Source organism: Ancylobacter sp. GW821-FHT10E12 (assembly GCF_058809335.1).
In genome coordinates, this window is record NZ_JBXASN010000004.1 from 211,852 (window position 1) to 227,837 (window position 15,986).

Genomic DNA, 15,986 nt, shown 5'->3' on the forward strand with positions numbered 1-15,986 from the left:
AGATCGGCAGCGTTTTTTCGAGGCCGGCCAGACGGTTACAACTTTTGGTCTAGGCCGGGCAACCGACGATTGATCGACGGCAGGACGTCGACGTCCGATTTCGATCTCGACGCATCATCGGAACTGCCGGCATCGTCGACCGATGCCCTATGGCAAAGCCGGCCGGCTCCATCACCGCCGGCTGGCGACCCCGCCTGGGCTCGAACCAGGGACCTGCCGCTTAGAAGGCGGCTTTCCGCAACTACGATTTACTCTTTCTTGACAGTGGCTTACGTGAATTATTCGTTGAGGGCTCGGGACTTTCTCGGGACTTCGTGTTGCGGATATGTGTCTCGCGGCGTTCGGCTTCGTCCCGTACGCGGGCCTTCATGGCGTCGGCGACATCTTCGGTCAGGGTGTGCGCATAGCGCATCGCTGTCTTTATGTCCGAAAGCCCAAGCATCTCTTTCACCGCCCGGAGATTCTTGGATGCGCGCAGGGTGCGCGTCGCGCTGGTGTGGCGGAGATCATGGATGTGCAGATCCTCGAGGTTCGCCTTCTCCCTGTCGCGCGCAAAGCGGCTTCCCCAGCCCCAATAGGTTATCGGGTAACGCTTGCCTTTTTCATAGACGTTGCCGGACTTGGCACACCGGCGGGTGCGGCGGGCGATGAAGGTGAAAACGCGGGTCTTGTGGTGCTGACGGAGCGGCCAGAGAATCTCGGAGACCTCCGGCGTGATGGGGATGACGTGCGGCTTGTCGCCCTTGCCGACGACGCGAATGATGCCGGCCGACCAATCGACCTGTGGCCATGTGAGGCTGACGAGCTCGCGCCGGCGAAGCCCCGAAGCCTGGGCAAACAGGCGTATCGGTCGGTAATCGTCCCTCTCGATCGCTTCGATGCTGATCTCTTCATCGATCCGCATCTCGCGGATGCGTTCACGCGGCTCCTTGAGGATATGGCTGGCCCAGTCCGGCTCGTCCGGCAGGGTGATCTTCCACACTTTGCGGGCGCGCATGAAAATGCGCCGCAGCAATTGGGTGAACCCGCGATTGACGGTGGCCGACTTTACCAGGCCGCGCGACGGTTTGCCGAAGCGGAACTCCCCGCGCCGGCGGGCTACCCACGCGGCTAGCCGGTCGTCCGAGATATCGGCAAGCGCGGTGCTGGCGCCGATGGTCGTAACCAGGCTGGCAAGCTCGCGGTCGAGATCGGCGGCATTGGTGGTGTGCTGGCCGACTTCGGCCCAATAGCGAGCGGTGGCGTCGTCGATGGTCATATGGGCGCTGGCGCTGGTGCCGCGCGCGATCGCCGCCTTCACCCTGGTTTTTTCGGCCCGTTCATATTCTTCTGCCGATCGGCGAGACGTTTCGCCCGTTGATCCATGAAACCGAATACCACGGCATTGGAAGTCAAAGTGGTAGAACGGCGAGTCTTTCCGCTTGTAGACGGACATGCCTGCCTCCGCTGCCGCTCCAGAAATTCGAGAATGTCGGCGAGGGTGAACTCGCGCCGGGGGCGCGTGACACCGATGCCTTTGGCTCGAAAGCGAATGTTCCCCGCCTTTACGTGCCGCTGCAAGGTCGAATAGTCCATGCCGAGCAGGGCGGCGGTCTCTTTCGCCGGCAGGCTTACGCGCGTTTCAAATGCCGCGAGCAGTGGTTTCGGGATTGGATCGGCTTCCATCGCCCTACTCCCCGCACCATCCGCCGCGGCGCGGGCAGTGTCCGTCCGGGCAGGCATAGGGCCGGGCGAAGCCGTCCGCGATCATCATGCCGGCGATGTTCTGGCCGTCGACCTCCACCGTGGCGAGCGTGCGGCCGTAGCGATCGCGGATCGGCAGGCGTTCGATGCGCAGGCAGTTTCTTGCCTGCGCGTGCGCCAGCGGGCCGCAGGCTGTGGTCAGCCTCTCCACCAGGTGCTGCCTGGCTCGATCGCCGGCCGCCCGTTCGGCTTCGCAGCGGGCGTGGCGGGTCTCTGGGGCATCAATGCCGATGATGCGGATATGCTCACGCCCGAGGATGATGGTGTCGCCGTCGATCACATGGATATCGGCACTGGCGGCGTCGCCGGCGAACAGCAAAAGTGAAGCGCCGACTATGGCAGCGATCCCTCGCATCACTCGCTCCCGTCGAGTGCGGAGAGAGCGGCGCGGGCGATATCTTCCGCTTCGCGCAATTTGCGATATGACGTGAACGAGCGAGCGCCGGCGCCAATGTTCGCGATCTGGTAGAGGGCATCCTTCAGCCGCTCGACCTCGGCCTTGTAGTGATCGGCACGGCAGCTTTCCGCCTCGAAGCGAGCTTCGTGCTCGGCATTTCTGGCGCGCAGATCCGAAGCTGTCCTATCCACCTCAACGATGCGCGCGTCCTTGGCCGCGAGAAGGACGAGGGCCTCGTCACGTTCTTTCGCCACTTCTTCGAATGGGCCACATGGTCCGTCGCCTTCGGGCAAGTCTTCAATGCAGCATGACGACACCAGCCCGCCCGCCTCGCCGGCAACGGGGGCGGGGACAATATTGTAAAGCTTGCCGTCAATGCCTTTAGTTGTCTGGCCGGAGAATGGAAAGCGCGGGTCGTGCGCTGCCGGCAGCGCCAACGGATCAGCTTGTTTGGCCGCGTAGGAATGGGCCTCGATCCTCCCGCCGCGCTGGTGGATCATCATGGCGAAGTTGCCGACATCGACCGGATCGCCTTTGCTGACGTGCTTGATGAGCAGATTGGACAGGTGCTCGACCGAGCATTCGTTGGGCCTGTCCCAGCCGCCGTAGCCCTGCGCCCGCTTCTCGGCGAGCTTGGCTTTCATCGCAGCGGCGAACCGATCCACGGCCAGATCGTCAGGGTGCGGCCCCGGCTGCTCAGGCGCGGCGGTGGAGCCCGCGATCCACTTCTCGCCATAGACGTGAACGACGCGTGTTCCGTCTTGCTGAACCACAATGCCGCGCTTGCCTTCCCGCGTCTCGTAGTGGCCGATGATGTCGCCAGAGAAGCCGTCGTGCGCGATGTCGACATGGCCGGTGGGGGTGGCACGCCCTGCCGAGGCTTCGCCCTTGTCGCTCACCTCCGCCGTCTCGTGAGAGACAACGGGGCTTGTGTCGCGCGGGTGATCGGCAAGCGGCCCCGGCTGCTCGGGCGCGGTGGTGGCGGCAGGTTTCATGCCATACCGCTTTATCGCTTGTTGCACTGCATACGGCTGATGTTGCTCTTTCGGTGAAAGCACCATTTCGGTTTCGTCGATCAAGTCGCGGAGATCAGTCTCGGCCTCTCCGTGCCAATGCGGAGGCAAGGTTTCGAGCAGCGCGTTGCCGGCCGCGATGAATTCCTTCAGGCGATCTTCCGCTCGACAAACATCGATGTAGAACGCCTCGTTCATCTCCTTCAGCGTCGGCAAATGCGGCGGCTTATCCCGCGCCACCTGCACGGGGTCGACGGCATGGGTGTGCTGGTTGGTCATGGTTCGCCCTTCCGTCAGAACGGGATTTCATCGTCGATATCGGCCGCGACCCCGGCGTCGGGCGTCGTCGCCTGGCGTGGCTCGCGCGGCGGGTCGTGGCGGTCGTACTCGTCCGGCGCGCCGCGCGTGCCGGTGTCGGCCCTGTCGAGCAGGGTGACCTCGCCGCGGAACTGCCGCAGCACGATCTCGGTGTAGTAGCGCTCGATGCCGTCCTGGCCGGTGTGCTTGCGGGTCTCGACCTGCCCCTCGATATAGACCTTCGAGCCCTTGCGCAGATATTGCTCGGCGATCTTGAGCAGGTTCTCGTTGAAGATGACGACGCTGTGCCATTCGGTGCGCTCGCGGCGCTCGCCGGTGGCCTTGTCGCGCCAGACTTCCGAGGTGGCGAGCCGCAGATTGCAGACGCGCCCGCCATTCTGGAAGCTGCGCACCTCCGGGTCGCGGCCGAGATGGCCGATGAGGATCGCCTTGTTGACGGTGCCGGCCATCAGGAGCGCTCCTCGATCATGCGGTGCCAGCGGCGGAAGCCGGTTAACTTGTCAGTGGTCCGTTCGATGTCGGCGAAGACGTTGAGACGGCTTTCGGCGATGCGGATGCATGCGAGAACATCGGATATCTCACGGGCCAACTCCTCGCGGTTGGTCCGCCCGCTGGCCGGGTCGCGCTCGTCGAGCCCTTGGATGATGCTCCGGGCGCACCGACCGGCGAGCTCGTTGCACTCCTCCGCCAGCTTGCCGAGCACGGCGAGCCGGATGCGATCCTGCTCCGGCATCCAGGGTGAAATAGTGGACTGGATCGGCTCGCTCACAGCAGCCTCCCTTGTGGCGTGGATACGGGGTTGGCGACGGGGCGAGCCGCTTCGCCGGGATTGAAGAAGCCGAGCGCGCCCTTGCAGGGCTGGAACGGCAGCGGGCGGGCGTCGGCGAAGACGAGGCCGATCGGGCCGAAGAACCACGGCGATTCCATCTCGCGCACGATGTCGACGATGCGGGCGCGGCCGACGATGCCGCCGCGCTCGAATTCGTGCGGCTTCGGCAGCGGGATGTGCGGGAAGGCCTCAGTGATCCAGTCGTAGCCGTCGCGGTCGAATTTCTGGCCGGCATGCAGCAGCACGTCGCCGCGGAAGCGCAGGCCGGGGTTGTTCGGCCGCCAGTCGCGGTTTTCCACCGGCTTGAAGCCGTGGGAGACCACCCACGTCCAGGGCTGGATGATCGAGAGAGCGCGCCATCCGCAGGCGGTCATGGCCGCTCTCCCCGCTTGCCGATGGAAATATCGGCGCCCTTGCAGAGGAGGGCGGCGAGCACGAACCACCATCCGCTCTGGCCGAGCCAGAACACCGCATAGGCTGTCGTCCCGAGAACGATTCCGTTCCACGCCATGACGATGGCGAACAAAAGCACTGAGGCGGCATTGTCGTTCATCGCATCGCCCCTCGGCTCGGCATGGCGCTGTGCTCGGCGCCGTCGAGCAGGCGGCCGGCGGCGCGCTTGCCGACCCGGCGCATGACGTGGAAGCGCTCGCCATGGAAGCCGCGCCCGCCCTCGAGATTGATCCACCTGATATCGCCGCGGTCGCCGAACCGATGGCCATAATCGAGGCGCCAATCCGGGTCGTCGCGCTCGCGATCAACGGCCGGCTCGAAGGATCCCCACTGCTTGAAGAAGAACGCCGTGCCGGCAGCTGCGCACTGGTCGCGCAGGCTGCGCGCCCAGTCGGGGTGCATCGGGCGGGCATGTGGGCCGCTCTCGCCGCCGACGATTACCTGGTCGATGCCGTCCATGTCGCCGACGATCGGGCCGAGCAGCGGCTCGGCGGAGACGAAGCGCACGGCCGCTGGCGTCGCCTTCAGGTCCGGCACCCGGGCATCCCATTCCGCCTGCCGCTCGGCGGAGATGCTGAGCCAGACGTTCGGGAGGGGCCACGGCATCGAGCAATAGAGCGAGTAAAGGTTCCCGTGCTTCTTGAGAGTGTCCCACGGCTCGCCGTCGTTCTGCGCGTCGAAGTGGATCCGCTCCAGCGGCAGCCTGCCGAGCACCGGGAGATCAGTGGTCGGCTGCATGTATCGCCGCATCCGCGCCGAGCGTTTCGTCAGCACCTGGAAGGTGTGCTGCGGGCACAGCGCCATGACGGCGAACACCCGGTCGATCCACTCGTCGGGCACGCTCTCATGGAACAGGTCGCCCATGGAGTTGACGAAGATGCGCCGCGGACGGCGCCAGCGGAGCGGCTGCGTCAGGATGTGATCGGGCGCCAGGGCGAGCTTGCCGGTCCACACCGCGCCGGCCTTGCTGGCCTGCGTCGTGCCCGCATAGTGGCTGCCGGGCTGCATGGCCTCGATCCGCGCCGCCATCTTCATGGCGTAGCAGTTGGTGCAGCCCGGCGAGACGATGGAGCACCCGACGATCGGATTCCATGTCGCATCCGTCCATTCGATGCCGGTGCGGTCAGCCATGATCGTTCTCGGTGGGTTCCACACGATATTTCGTGCCGCAGAACGGGCAAAAGGTCGGGATGACCCCCATCTTGTCCCGGCTGCGCTTGTTGATCTTCTCGGTTTCGATCGCGGGATAAGCGAAGCCAGGCATGGCCTTCGTCCCAAAGGTGAACCCGATCAGCAGCTTGCTATTGTGGGTCGCGAGTTGCGCGTCGATCTCTGTGATGCAGTTGCAGGCCATCACGCCGCCTCCGGCTGATATGCTGCGATCTTCTCGGCGGTGGCCCAGCAGTTGGCGCAGATGTCGTTGAACGACGTGCAGCGCGCCTCATGCCATTCACGGCGGTACGTCGCCACGTCCTCCGGCGCCATCGTCTCGACCTCGGCCTCGAACAGCCGGCGGTCGGCCGGGCTGCCAACGAGGAAGGACCGGTACGCGGCAGCGTAGGACTGCAGCCGCGCCGCATCGCTCCAGAGGGTGTCGTACCGGTGCGCGATATCGTCGACCATCGGAGCCGCGCCCGTCTCGACGTCCTTCACGAAATACGGACCCTGCGCCATCCGATCGGCGATGAAGGCCGCTTCCTCGACGGTCGCCCGGAAGGTGATCGCGTCGGAGGGGTTGATCAGCTCATAGAGGCGGATCTCACCCATGATCCGCCTCCCCCACCTCGACGAACGCCGGTTTCCCGGACTCGGTCTGGGTCAGCAGCAGGCGGGTGTTGCCCCATTTGCCAAAGCGCAGGGTGATCTGAGTGGAGTCGCCGTCGTCGAGGGGGTCAACGTCGAGATAATCGCGCACCACCGCGTCGATACTGTCGCCGGAGACCTCGGCCTCGTCCTCTTCCCAGACGCGGGTGTAATCCTCCGGCTCGGTGCCGAGCAGCCTCCATGTGCCGTCGCCGTCGATCGCGACAACGGCGCTGCCGCGCTCCTCGTACCATGCGAAATCGACGGCGCTGCCGAGCGGCTCGGTGAGGCACCCCCAACCGATCCGTTCATCGGTGCTCGATGGGCCGAGGATGCATGTGCCGCTGCCCAACATGCCGAGGATCCATGCCCCCGGCGTGGGCAGGCCCTCCGGCATGCTCTCGTCCATGTAGTCGGCGGGCCACCATGCGCGCCCCGGCGGCAGGCGCTCGAAGCGGCCATCGTTGAATTCCTGCTCGAAGCGGCACCAGAGGCGGCCCTTGTCGCTGCGATAGACCACCAGCCGGTCGCCTTCGCGGCAGACATGGCCGATGGCGAGCGACAGCTGCAGTTCGGCGGTGCCGAGCACCTCGTAGACGCCGCCGCTCTTGATGTGGCGGACGCGCTCAAGCGTGGTCATGGGGCGGCTCCATCGGCATGGGAAGCTGAAGATCCGGGCGGTGCTCGCCGCACCAGTCGCCGGCATCGGTCGGCGGCCAGACGGCCGACCGTTCGTCGCTGTAACGGGCGAGTTGCAAGCGCGGCGAATTGCGGCGGCACTCGCCATAGGCGCGGCCAAGCTGCCATTTGAGCGGCTGGGCGCCTTCCGAATGCCACCAGATGCAGGTGCGGCAGGTGGCACTCATGGCTGCACTTCCGCGGCGCGGTCGATATCGCCGGCAAAATAGTATCCATCGAGCGACAGGCCGCCGGCGCGGGCGAGGTCCTGCATGGGCATGTTGTCGACATAGGTGCCGAGTTCGATGCGGCTAAACCCCTGCCGTCGCGCCATTTCGACAACGGCGCGGAAAAGGATCCCGCCCAATCCCTGCCGCCGTGCATCCGGGCGGACATAGAGGATGTCGAGCCACACCCGATCATCGTCGACGTCGAAGAAGGTGGCGAAGCCCGCCGGCGCCGCGGATTCTCCGATGAAGACGATCTGCTCGCTGCCGGACGGCAAGGAGCGATGAGGTGTGATCGCTCCTTCCGCTTGCGCCAATGTCAGCCCAGCGCATGTGGCGGCGATCAGTTCGGGGCGCTCGCTGAATTCGAGCAGGTATGTGATTTTGATGTCCATGATCACACCCTCATCGGCATGAGCACCGCCAGCGCTTCCGGCGCGGCGGCGGTGCGGAACACGGCGGGGCTGCCGGGGTCGGTGAGCTGCACGCGCAGCGGCGCCGGCTTGGGCGCCAGGGCGGCGATGACGTCGAGCAGGTAGCGGGTGTTGAAGCCGATGCTCATCTCGCCGGCGGGCAGGCCGATCTCGATCTCCTCGCTCGCCGAGCCGGAATCCGGGTTGGTGGTGGTGAGGGTCAGCAGGCCGGGCGCGAAGTCGAAGCGGCCGGCGCGGCTGCGCTCCGAGGCGATGGTGCCGACGCGGTCGGCCGCCGCCGCCAGCTCGCCGGAAGCGATCTCGGCGGTGATGCCGCCTTCGGCCGGGATGACGCGGACATAATCGGGGAAGGTGCCGTCGATCACCTTGGTGGTGAATTCGGCGCTGCCGGTGCACACGCGCAGCCGGTTGGCGTGGACGGTGAAATCCAGCCCCTCGCCGGCCTCATCGGCCAGCCGGCGCAGCTCGGCGACCGCCTTGCGCGGGATGATGATGCCGGGCATGCCGGCGCTGCCGGCCGGGGCGTCGATGGCGTCGAGCGCCAGCCGGTGCCCGTCGGTGGCGACATAGCGAATCTGCGGGCCATCGGCGCCGGCATGCGCGTGCATATAGATGCCGTTGAGATAGTAGCGGGTCTCCTCGGTGGAGATGGCGAACTCGACCCGGCCTAGCACCTGCTTCACGGCGGCGGCGGTAAGGGTGAAGGCGTGCCCGCCCTCGAAGGAGGTCGCGTCGGGAAACTCGGCCGGCGGCAGCGTCTGCAGGCTGAAGCGCGAGCGCCCGGCGCGCAGGATGAGCGTGCCGCGATCGCCGGCGACCTCGAGCGTGATCTGCGCGCCCTCGGGCAGCTTGTTGACGATCTCGCGCAGCATATGCGCCGGCACCGTGGTCTCGCCGCCCTCGCCGATCACCGCGCCGGCGATGCGGGAGGTGCACCACATGTCGAGATCGGTGCCGAGCAGGGTGACGGTGTCGCCCAGCGCGCGGATGAGCACATTGGCGAGGATCGGGATGGTGTTGCGCTTTTCCACCGCCCGCACCACACGCGTCAGCGCGGCGAGCAGGGGAGCGCGTTCCAGGGTGGCTTTCATCGGGCGGGCCTCGCGGGGTGGAAGAAGGGGCCGGGGGCGCATGCGATCGCCACCCGGCAGGTGCCGGCGCCTCGCCAAAGGCGCCGGGGGAGGAAGCGGTCAGGCCTCGGGCGAACCTTCGAAGGTCGGCAGGCCGGTTTCGCTCTCGACCCTGTCCAGATCCTGCTGCACGCGATCGGTGATGTGCTCGTCGGGGCGGTACATGGCGAGAAACCAGGTGATCTTGCCGCCGCCGGCGCGGTACCGCAGGCGAACCGGCAGTCGTATCTTCTCGCCCATGAAGAAGGGCGATATGTTGAGGATGAAGATGCCCGGCACCTTCAGCGGTTTGCCGTCGCCGTCCTTGTGGGTTTCCTCCCACTGGATCTGGCCCTCGCCGGTCTGCAAGGTGGTGGCATTCTTCACGACGCTGTCGACATTGACCTGCAGGCCACGCGAGAGTCGCATCAGGTCGGACGGAGTGGCGACGGTGGTCTGGAAATCCTTCTCCAGATTTATTTTCTCGCTATCGAAGGGCGCTGCCAGTTCGGCAATGTGGTCCTCGATAAAGGCGGCAAAGGCGGCCTGTGACAGCGGTTCGCCATTGAGTGCGACCCACGCCTTCCATTCCTCGGAGAGCGGGAACTCGTAGCGGATGCGGTGCTTCAGGTTGCCGGGCCTGGGCTGGTCGCCCGCGCCCGGCTCTTCGGCGGCGGCATCGGCGAGCACCTCGTGATAGTCGATCACCGCGTCGAAGCTGGGCTTGTGCCAATCGGTATCGGCGAACACCGCCGAATGCGCGGTCTGGTGGCGGTTGACCAGCTTGATGAAGCTGTCGAGGGTGAGCGCCTTGGCGATGCCGCGCTTGTCCTTCGGGTGCTCGCGGTAGCTTTCGAAGTAGCGCGACACGTCCAGAACTTCCGGGGTGGTGCCATGCTTCACCGCTACCGGAATATAGGCGGGCACGCCGTCCGTACCGGGTGGCGCGGCGATGGTGACGATGTCGACGCCGCGAGCCTGGCCGGCGAGCGCGACCAGTTCCTTCAACCCTTCGGCGCCGGACGGAATCGGGGTGGTTTCGGTGCCCATCTGAGGGCGCTCCTCTGTTCGAATGGAAATCAGGCGTTGACGGGCTCGCGCGTGCTGACATCGCGCGGGAACATGTTCATCTGCTGCGGGTGCTCGGTGCTGATGCGCCCATCATCGAGCGCCCAGAACATCGAGGCGCCGCGCTTCGGCTTCGGCGCCTTGGCGGCGACGTCACCTTCGATGGTGACGATGCCGCCCTCGGCCTTGATCGACAGCTTGAGGGTGATGGAGCCGTTCGCCTTGCCCTTGGGCCCGGCGCGCTCCTTCACGGCGGCGATGACACGCCGCATCTCGGTGGAGAATTCTTCGGAGAGATCACCATCGTCGATCAGGCCGACGATCTGTGTACCTTCGGCAACAATGGCCATGGCATCCTCAATTGGGTTAGGCGGTGAACAGGTCCGGCCCCTTGGCCGGCGGCGAGCAGGGCGACACGGCGGCGGGGTCGCCGGCGTCCGCCCTGGCGAAGCGTCCGGCGGGGCCGCGGCGGCGGGCGGTGCGGGCGACCTCGCTGCGCAAGATGTCGGTGGTGAGCCGGCACAGCAGGCCGGTGAGCTGGCTGCGGGCGCCGTGGGCGACCTTCGCCTTCGCCACCTCGTGCATGAGATGCGCGCGCGCCCGACGGGCGAGGCTGAGCTCGGCGCGGGTCATGTCACCCCCTCCCCGTTCGCCCGTCGCGCAGCGCCGGCAGGTAGGTGTTGAAGGCCCGAAACAGCAGGGCCGCCTGTTCCGCCGGCGGCTTCCACTTCCACTTGCGCGGCAGCGGCGGGTGCTGGCTCACGGCCGGTGCCCAGGCCCGCTCGCAGGGCGCGAGGAAATCCCGCCGCTCGGTGGCGAGCGCGATCATGTCGCACATGTGGATCGCGGCGCGCTGGTCGCGCGTCGGCATGTCCAGCCCGGCGGCGGCGTGGATCGCCAAGTCGTGCCGGCGCTTGGCCTCGCGCCAGATCTCCTCCGTCATGTCGCGGGCGGTGCGGCCGTAGATTTCCTCGGCGAGGCCCTGACGCATCTCCTCGACCGGGGTGATGCTGTCGCCGAGGCGGGATTCGTGCGCATCGTGCAGCAGCACCAGGGCGGTGACCCGCGGCGGCAGCTTGGCGTTCTCGGCCGCCTGCAGGCCGATCAGCGTGTGCATCGCCACGCTGACCGGCATCTCGGTGGCGCCGGCATAGCGGTTGATATTCGCCAGCGTGTCGGCGATCTCGCGGAAGTCGACCTGGTCCGCCCGGGGGTTTTGCAGGTCGATGGCGCGGCCGCGCAGCGACTGCGTCCACGGTTCCGGCCGCGACAGCGGGTGGGTGCCCATCGGCGGGGCGGCCCGCAGGGTATCGGCATTCATTGCACGGCCCTCGCGAAGAGAAGGAAGGACAGCCAGACGATGCCGACGCCGAGCGCGGCGCCGCAAAGCGGCACGGCCAGCCCGTAAAGCGCGGCCTCGCGCAGGGTGCGGCGGGTGAGATGCGCCATGTCAGGCCCCCTTCCCGATCCAGTCGGCCATCAAGAGGATGAAGCCGAGGAACAGCGCCAGCGCGGCGGCGTCGGGAACGGCGCGGGCAACGGCGCGGGCCGCATGGCCGGCAAAGTCGCGGATCATTGCAGGAACTCCCTCGAATGCGCGGCGGGCGCGGCGGCGGGGTCATGGGCCCACGCGTCGAGCGCCGCGACATGGGCGGACATCCGCTGCGACATGGCGTGAACGATGGCCTGGCGCCCCGTCTCGTTGGAGGCCGGCACGCCGGAGATGACGCAGGCGGTGATATCGGCCGCGGCCAGGGCCCATTCCTCGACGCTGTAGCGGCGCCCGCTGCGGGCGAGCGCACCCTTGATCAGGCAGAGCAGGCAGTCGCAATCGGGGGCGGCGTTCATCGACGCCCCTCCGGCCCGAAACTCCGCCCGGCCATGCGGAAGGCGCGGGTGAGCTTGCGCACCGAGGACGACCGGCCCGGGTGCAGGTCGGCCTTGCTGAGATAGCGGCGGGCGGTTTCGATGTTGCCGGTGGGATGGCGGCGCGCCGCCGTCTGGCGCTTTGTGTAATCCGCGCTCACGGTTGGGTAGTCGGGCCGGGAACGCCAAAGCTTGGCGATGGCCGCGAGGGCAAGGAGGGGAGTGAACATCACGCGGCCTCGCTGGTGGCGGCGGCCTCGCGGCGGGCGCGCGCCGTGCGGTAGGCGCGGGCGGCGCAGTCCATCGCCTCGGCGAGGCAGGCCGCTTCCAGCGCGAATTCGGCGATGAGGGGCTCGGCAATGCCGAAGCCGGTGAGATAGGCGGCATCGGCGGTGATGCCGGCGGCGGCAGCGCGGCACAGCAGCACCGCCATGCGGTCGACCGGGGCGCCATTATGCACCGGCGCTGTCTCGCCCTGGATGGCGTCGAAGCGCTGCGCCAGCAGCAGCCCGGCCCCGCAGGCACCGCGCCTGTCCTCCTCGTGGAAGAGGCCGCCGCCGATGGTCACATAGGGCGCGCTGCCGGGGCTGCAGATGCGGTAGTCGCCGGCGATCCAGCAGCGGGCGGCCTGGACGGCGAGGCCCATGCGCTCGAGGGCGGGGGCGCCGCCTTCCGGCACCGGGATATCGTGGCGGCGGAAGAAGCCGGCAAGCGCGGCTTCGTGATGGGCGGGATGCATCGGCTGGGCTCCCAATCGGTGGCGGATTGGGGAAAACCATAATGCGGGTTTCAACCCGCGTCAATCACCATGCGGTGCATAACCCGCATTTCGCGTTTTGATCGGTTGCCTCGGCCCGTGCTAGCACGTCTAGCGGGTGGGTTTTGGCGGGTGATCCTTATGGGATGGTGGGTGTTCTTTGGCTCGGCGGTCGTGATTTGCCTCGCTCTTGCCGTGGCTCGACATGGGCGACGGGAGCGGGAGCGCGAGGAGGCGGCGGCCGAACGGCTTCGCCTTCAGCGGCTCGACGACGATCTCCGATTGACGCGCGCGTCCCGCCAGCCTTCCGACTGGTCACAGGGGCCTTTTCAGGCATCATCGTCCTTGCGTTCGGCCGCACCGGCGCCGGCCCCGCAACGTCTGTCGCGTGCCAGTTGGGAGAGCGACCTTGACCCCGACCAGTTCCATCTTTCCTATGGCGATGCCGACGGCGTGGTGAGCGAGCGGCGCATTCGCGTGCTCGAGGTCGAGAACAATGGCGCTGCGATTTATGTGCGGGCCATGTGCGCATTGCGCGATGCCGAACGGACCTTCCGGGCCGACCGGATGCTCTCGGTGCGGCCCTGTAATGGTGGCGCCGCGATTGCCGACGCCGAGATCTTCTTCGCGCAGCGCCTGCCGCTCGACCAGCAGTCCGATCCTTCGCATGAGGGCGTCATGCGGCGGGTGATGCCCAGCCTGCAGGTGCTGATCTGGATCGCGCGGGCCGACAGGGATATCGCCGCCGACGAGATGGAGGTGCTGCTCGACTTTATCGAGGCGCGCAACAAGCTGGCCGGCGATAAATTCGCCGCCGAGCCGTGGAACCGCGCCCGGGCGGTCATCGAGATCGAGAAGGCCCGCCCGACGCTGGCGGTTGCTTCCGGGGCAATCACCAAGATGACGCCGACCGGGCGGGAAGTGGCGATGTTGCGCACCTTCGCGGCGCGATTATCGGCCATGGGCGGCGAGGGCGGCGAGCGGCGCAGCCGGCAATTATTCCGCTAGACGCCGAACAGATCGTTCATCGTCAGCACCCGGTGCATATGCTTTACGTAGATCAAGGGGATTTCGATGGTGAGCACCGGGTTGATCTGCTGCAGCACGACGCGCTCCAGCGTTCGTTTGGCGAGTATCTTTATGTAGGCCTGGCCGGGATCGTCATCGTGGGTGCGGGTAAAGACGATGACGCTGTCGCCGATCATCGGGCGCTGCCTGGGGTCGATGAAGCGCAGGTCGCCATGGCCATGCAGTGGAGACATGGAGAGCCCACTGACATAGATCGCATAGACGTCGGGATTGTTCGTCAGCGCCGGCGGGCGCCGCACGTAATCGACCACATCGCGGTCCATGGAGAACCCCTCGACATTGCGAATCACCGACCCGGCGGCGGTGCCCATGACCTTCACATCTCTCGGAAAGCTGCGGATTCGCGGCGCGGGAAAATCAGATGCTTCGACTGAGCTTTCGCCGGCGGGCACTCCGATAGATACCGGGATAACCGGCTCCGCCTCGTCGTCAACGTCCGGGGATTCGGTGCCCTCCCCGGTCATCAGCCATCGCGGCGTCGTTCGAAGTGGTACGGCCAGCTTGGCAATGGTCTCGGTCTCGACGCTTCGCTGTCCACGGTTGGCGATGCCGCGCCGAATGGAGCGGATGGTGTCGCGCGACAGTCCGGCGCGCTCACCGGCAGCGCTCTCCGAGAGCCCGACGGCTTTCAGCCGGCGCTGAATGCGCTCCAGGATGAGTTCGATATTGTGCATGGCGCGGGAGTTTACCCGCATCGCGTCGTCCGGCTGAGCGGAACATGACCCGCATTCTGCGCTTGACGAAGCGGGTTTTAACCCGCATATGATGTCGGCCATGACACTCGTATCGCAATTGCTCATCGTCGCAGAGACCTATTGTGCCGCCAAGTCGCTGGCGCCTTCGCGCGTTGCGACGCTGGTGTTCAACGATGGAAAGAAGCTCGGGCTGCTTGCCCGCGGCAAGGATCTGCAGACCGGCAGTTTCGAGCGCGCCATGATCTGGTTTTCCGCCAACTGGCCGGAGGGGGCCGTGTGGCCGGCCGATGTGCCGCGCCCCGCCCCTGCCGCCCCCTGCCCCGAGGAGACCGCTGCATGAGCCTGTTTCGCAGGATTGCCGATCTTCTGACGGGCGGCCCGGCCCGCCTTCGCTTCGATGACGAGACGTTGTTGGCGCCGGGGTCGATGGTGGTGTGCATCGCCGACAAATGGGACTCGGCGATCTCCGGCGATGGCCGCGTGCTTCCCCGCATTCCGGGGCCACATCCGCGCGCGAAAGCCCTCTATGGCGTGCGGGCGATCGGCAAGGCCGATTGCGGTGCGATCGGCGTGGCTCTGACCGAGTTTCCCGACCGCTGGTATCGCGCCTGTTTCTTCCGCCCGGTGCGCGCCACCAACATCGCCGTGTTCCGCGACCTGCTGGCGCCCAGCCCGTTCGATGCGATGGACATCGCCATCCACGATCTCTCCACCGACCTCGAGCGGGTGCCATGATGACGCGCGCTCTCCACCCTTCCCGTTCTTGCGGGGGCAGACCTTTCCCGGTGCGCGCGGGCATCGGGCCGAAAGACCGGATCGGGGCCCCCGGCGCCGCAGGGCGTTCATATACCCGTCAATCCGGTCGTCCCGCGCCGTCGCTTTCATGGTTCCGCCCCCCGCCGATCCGTCCGCCGCCGTGATCTGATACCGCCACTGTTGCACCGCACCACAGTTTCCCCCTCCGGGAAAACGCCCGTCGTTTTCCCGCGTGAGCACGCTTGACTTTTGCGAGGCGAACATGAGCGACCGCGCCATTTCCCATGCCTGGTTCAACCGTATCAAGGCGGCGACGCGCGACCTGGTGAAGGCCTGCGGCGGCGTCGAGCGCGCGGCCGAGATCGCCATGGTCGGCAAGTCGACCGTGGGCCGCTGGCAGCATATCGGCGAGGAGGACGTCATCCCGATCACCGCGGTGCTGGCGCTCGAGGCCGATTGCGACCGTCCGTTCGTCACCCGCATCATGGCCGATCTCAACGGGCGCGGCCTGACCGACCCGGAGGCGACGTCCGATGCCGGCGGCTGCCTCGACATCCAGCATGGCGACGTGCTGGCGGCGGCGGCGGCGATGACCACCGAGCATGTCATGGCCAAGCGCGACGGGGTGGTGTCCCCGGCCGAGGCCGAGGTGCTGGACCGCCGCGCCGCCGAGATGGAGCGCAAGATCGCCGATTATCGCAGCACGCTGGCGGCCAGGAAGGCCGGCATGCGGCTGGTGCGGGAGGGCTGA

At 66.9% G+C, this 15,986-nt stretch carries 29 protein-coding genes and 1 tRNA gene; 4 read left to right on the forward strand and 26 right to left on the reverse strand.

The window, feature by feature from the left end; genetic code table 11:
* Positions 1 to 182: 182 nt before the first annotated feature.
* The 25 genes from AC1RU4_RS07020 to AC1RU4_RS07140 all read right to left on the reverse strand — a co-directional run bounded on the left by AC1RU4_RS07020 (position 183) and on the right by AC1RU4_RS07140 (position 12,677).
* Positions 183 to 254: transfer RNA gene (locus tag AC1RU4_RS07020), tRNA-Ser, on the reverse strand.
* A complete protein-coding gene (locus tag AC1RU4_RS07025; protein ID WP_492890334.1) occupies positions 242 to 1,300 on the reverse strand; it encodes a tyrosine-type recombinase/integrase in 1,059 nt (352 codons plus the stop codon). Before AC1RU4_RS07025 ends, AC1RU4_RS07020 begins: the two co-directional genes overlap by 13 nt.
* A complete protein-coding gene (locus AC1RU4_RS07030; protein ID WP_492890335.1) occupies positions 1,297 to 1,665 on the reverse strand; it encodes a helix-turn-helix domain-containing protein in 369 nt (122 codons plus the stop codon). Before AC1RU4_RS07030 ends, AC1RU4_RS07025 begins: the two co-directional genes overlap by 4 nt.
* 4 nt (positions 1,666 to 1,669) lie before the next feature.
* The gene (locus AC1RU4_RS07035) at positions 1,670 to 2,062 is read right to left on the reverse strand and encodes a thermonuclease family protein (protein ID WP_492890336.1); all 393 of its coding nucleotides are present in this window, start codon (positions 2,060 to 2,062) and stop codon (positions 1,670 to 1,672) included.
* Between the two features lie 35 nt (positions 2,063 to 2,097).
* Positions 2,098 to 3,432, reverse strand: coding sequence for an ATP synthase subunit B family protein (locus AC1RU4_RS07040; protein WP_492890337.1), 1,335 nt, complete (start codon positions 3,430 to 3,432; stop codon positions 2,098 to 2,100).
* Between the two features lie 14 nt (positions 3,433 to 3,446).
* Positions 3,447 to 3,920 (reverse strand): single-stranded DNA-binding protein, encoded by a 474-nt coding sequence (ssb, locus tag AC1RU4_RS07045; protein ID WP_492890338.1) that lies wholly within the window; start codon positions 3,918 to 3,920, stop codon positions 3,447 to 3,449.
* Positions 3,920 to 4,240: a hypothetical protein gene (locus tag AC1RU4_RS07050; protein WP_492890339.1), complete on the reverse strand. Its 321-nt coding sequence runs from the start codon at positions 4,238 to 4,240 to the stop codon at positions 3,920 to 3,922. Before AC1RU4_RS07050 ends, ssb begins: the two co-directional genes overlap by 1 nt.
* Complete coding sequence (locus AC1RU4_RS07055) at positions 4,237 to 4,674, reverse strand: ASCH domain-containing protein (protein WP_492890340.1); 438 nt, start codon at positions 4,672 to 4,674, stop codon at positions 4,237 to 4,239. Before AC1RU4_RS07055 ends, AC1RU4_RS07050 begins: the two co-directional genes overlap by 4 nt.
* Positions 4,671 to 4,853: a hypothetical protein gene (locus tag AC1RU4_RS07060; RefSeq protein ID WP_492890341.1), complete on the reverse strand. Its 183-nt coding sequence runs from the start codon at positions 4,851 to 4,853 to the stop codon at positions 4,671 to 4,673. Before AC1RU4_RS07060 ends, AC1RU4_RS07055 begins: the two co-directional genes overlap by 4 nt.
* A complete protein-coding gene (locus AC1RU4_RS07065; RefSeq protein WP_492890342.1) occupies positions 4,850 to 5,884 on the reverse strand; it encodes a phage Gp37/Gp68 family protein in 1,035 nt (344 codons plus the stop codon). The genes AC1RU4_RS07060 and AC1RU4_RS07065 overlap by 4 nt, the downstream gene beginning before the upstream one ends.
* Positions 5,877 to 6,107, reverse strand: coding sequence for a hypothetical protein (locus AC1RU4_RS07070; protein WP_492890343.1), 231 nt, complete (start codon positions 6,105 to 6,107; stop codon positions 5,877 to 5,879). The genes AC1RU4_RS07065 and AC1RU4_RS07070 overlap by 8 nt, the downstream gene beginning before the upstream one ends.
* Positions 6,107 to 6,520 (reverse strand): hypothetical protein, encoded by a 414-nt coding sequence (locus AC1RU4_RS07075; protein ID WP_492890344.1) that lies wholly within the window; start codon positions 6,518 to 6,520, stop codon positions 6,107 to 6,109. Before AC1RU4_RS07075 ends, AC1RU4_RS07070 begins: the two co-directional genes overlap by 1 nt.
* A complete protein-coding gene (locus AC1RU4_RS07080; protein ID WP_492890345.1) occupies positions 6,513 to 7,196 on the reverse strand; it encodes a hypothetical protein in 684 nt (227 codons plus the stop codon). The genes AC1RU4_RS07075 and AC1RU4_RS07080 overlap by 8 nt, the downstream gene beginning before the upstream one ends.
* Positions 7,183 to 7,422, reverse strand: coding sequence for a hypothetical protein (locus tag AC1RU4_RS07085; protein ID WP_492890346.1), 240 nt, complete (start codon positions 7,420 to 7,422; stop codon positions 7,183 to 7,185). Before AC1RU4_RS07085 ends, AC1RU4_RS07080 begins: the two co-directional genes overlap by 14 nt.
* The gene (locus tag AC1RU4_RS07090; RefSeq protein WP_492890489.1) at positions 7,419 to 7,856 is read right to left on the reverse strand and encodes a GNAT family N-acetyltransferase; all 438 of its coding nucleotides are present in this window, start codon (positions 7,854 to 7,856) and stop codon (positions 7,419 to 7,421) included. Before AC1RU4_RS07090 ends, AC1RU4_RS07085 begins: the two co-directional genes overlap by 4 nt.
* 2 nt (positions 7,857 to 7,858) lie before the next feature.
* Positions 7,859 to 8,986 carry a DNA polymerase III subunit beta gene (gene dnaN / locus AC1RU4_RS07095; protein WP_492890347.1) on the reverse strand — a complete coding sequence of 376 codons (1,128 nt, stop codon included), beginning with the start codon at positions 8,984 to 8,986 and terminating at the stop codon, positions 7,859 to 7,861.
* A 99-nt stretch (positions 8,987 to 9,085) separates the two neighbouring features.
* Positions 9,086 to 10,054 carry a DUF2303 family protein gene (locus AC1RU4_RS07100; protein ID WP_492890348.1) on the reverse strand — a complete coding sequence of 323 codons (969 nt, stop codon included), beginning with the start codon at positions 10,052 to 10,054 and terminating at the stop codon, positions 9,086 to 9,088.
* A gap of 29 nt (positions 10,055 to 10,083) precedes the next feature.
* The gene (locus AC1RU4_RS07105; RefSeq protein WP_492890349.1) at positions 10,084 to 10,422 is read right to left on the reverse strand and encodes a YfdP family phage-associated protein; all 339 of its coding nucleotides are present in this window, start codon (positions 10,420 to 10,422) and stop codon (positions 10,084 to 10,086) included.
* 16 nt (positions 10,423 to 10,438) lie between these two features.
* Entirely contained in the window at positions 10,439 to 10,705 is a 267-nt protein-coding gene (locus AC1RU4_RS07110) for a hypothetical protein (protein WP_492890350.1), read from the reverse strand.
* A gap of 1 nt (position 10,706) precedes the next feature.
* Positions 10,707 to 11,393 (reverse strand): hypothetical protein, encoded by a 687-nt coding sequence (locus tag AC1RU4_RS07115; protein WP_492890351.1) that lies wholly within the window; start codon positions 11,391 to 11,393, stop codon positions 10,707 to 10,709.
* A complete protein-coding gene (locus tag AC1RU4_RS07120; RefSeq protein ID WP_492890352.1) occupies positions 11,390 to 11,521 on the reverse strand; it encodes a hypothetical protein in 132 nt (43 codons plus the stop codon). Before AC1RU4_RS07120 ends, AC1RU4_RS07115 begins: the two co-directional genes overlap by 4 nt.
* A 1-nt stretch (position 11,522) precedes the next feature.
* The gene (locus AC1RU4_RS07125; protein ID WP_492890353.1) at positions 11,523 to 11,648 is read right to left on the reverse strand and encodes a hypothetical protein; all 126 of its coding nucleotides are present in this window, start codon (positions 11,646 to 11,648) and stop codon (positions 11,523 to 11,525) included.
* Complete coding sequence (locus AC1RU4_RS07130) at positions 11,645 to 11,920, reverse strand: hypothetical protein (protein ID WP_492890354.1); 276 nt, start codon at positions 11,918 to 11,920, stop codon at positions 11,645 to 11,647. Before AC1RU4_RS07130 ends, AC1RU4_RS07125 begins: the two co-directional genes overlap by 4 nt.
* The gene (locus AC1RU4_RS07135; protein WP_492890355.1) at positions 11,917 to 12,168 is read right to left on the reverse strand and encodes a hypothetical protein; all 252 of its coding nucleotides are present in this window, start codon (positions 12,166 to 12,168) and stop codon (positions 11,917 to 11,919) included. Before AC1RU4_RS07135 ends, AC1RU4_RS07130 begins: the two co-directional genes overlap by 4 nt.
* Positions 12,168 to 12,677 carry a hypothetical protein gene (locus AC1RU4_RS07140; RefSeq protein ID WP_492890356.1) on the reverse strand — a complete coding sequence of 170 codons (510 nt, stop codon included), beginning with the start codon at positions 12,675 to 12,677 and terminating at the stop codon, positions 12,168 to 12,170. The genes AC1RU4_RS07135 and AC1RU4_RS07140 overlap by 1 nt, the downstream gene beginning before the upstream one ends.
* A 159-nt stretch (positions 12,678 to 12,836) precedes the next feature.
* On the opposite strand from AC1RU4_RS07140, the gene AC1RU4_RS07145 reads away from it, so the two are divergent.
* Positions 12,837 to 13,703 carry a WYL domain-containing protein gene (locus tag AC1RU4_RS07145; RefSeq protein ID WP_492890357.1) on the forward strand — a complete coding sequence of 289 codons (867 nt, stop codon included), beginning with the start codon at positions 12,837 to 12,839 and terminating at the stop codon, positions 13,701 to 13,703.
* On the opposite strand, the gene AC1RU4_RS07150 is transcribed toward AC1RU4_RS07145, so the two are convergent.
* Positions 13,700 to 14,560: an XRE family transcriptional regulator gene (locus AC1RU4_RS07150; protein WP_492890358.1), complete on the reverse strand. Its 861-nt coding sequence runs from the start codon at positions 14,558 to 14,560 to the stop codon at positions 13,700 to 13,702. The two genes, AC1RU4_RS07145 and AC1RU4_RS07150, sit on opposite strands and share 4 nt — an antisense overlap.
* Between AC1RU4_RS07150 and AC1RU4_RS07155 the strand changes: the two genes are divergently transcribed.
* The 3 genes from AC1RU4_RS07155 to AC1RU4_RS07165 all read left to right on the forward strand — a co-directional run bounded on the left by AC1RU4_RS07155 (position 14,559) and on the right by AC1RU4_RS07165 (position 15,986).
* Positions 14,559 to 14,819, forward strand: coding sequence for a hypothetical protein (locus AC1RU4_RS07155; RefSeq protein ID WP_492890359.1), 261 nt, complete (start codon positions 14,559 to 14,561; stop codon positions 14,817 to 14,819). The two genes, AC1RU4_RS07150 and AC1RU4_RS07155, sit on opposite strands and share 2 nt — an antisense overlap.
* The gene (locus AC1RU4_RS07160; RefSeq protein WP_492890360.1) at positions 14,816 to 15,214 is read left to right on the forward strand and encodes a hypothetical protein; all 399 of its coding nucleotides are present in this window, start codon (positions 14,816 to 14,818) and stop codon (positions 15,212 to 15,214) included. The genes AC1RU4_RS07155 and AC1RU4_RS07160 overlap by 4 nt, the downstream gene beginning before the upstream one ends.
* Before the next feature lie 283 nt (positions 15,215 to 15,497).
* Positions 15,498 to 15,986 (forward strand): hypothetical protein, encoded by a 489-nt coding sequence (locus AC1RU4_RS07165; RefSeq protein ID WP_492890361.1) that lies wholly within the window; start codon positions 15,498 to 15,500, stop codon positions 15,984 to 15,986.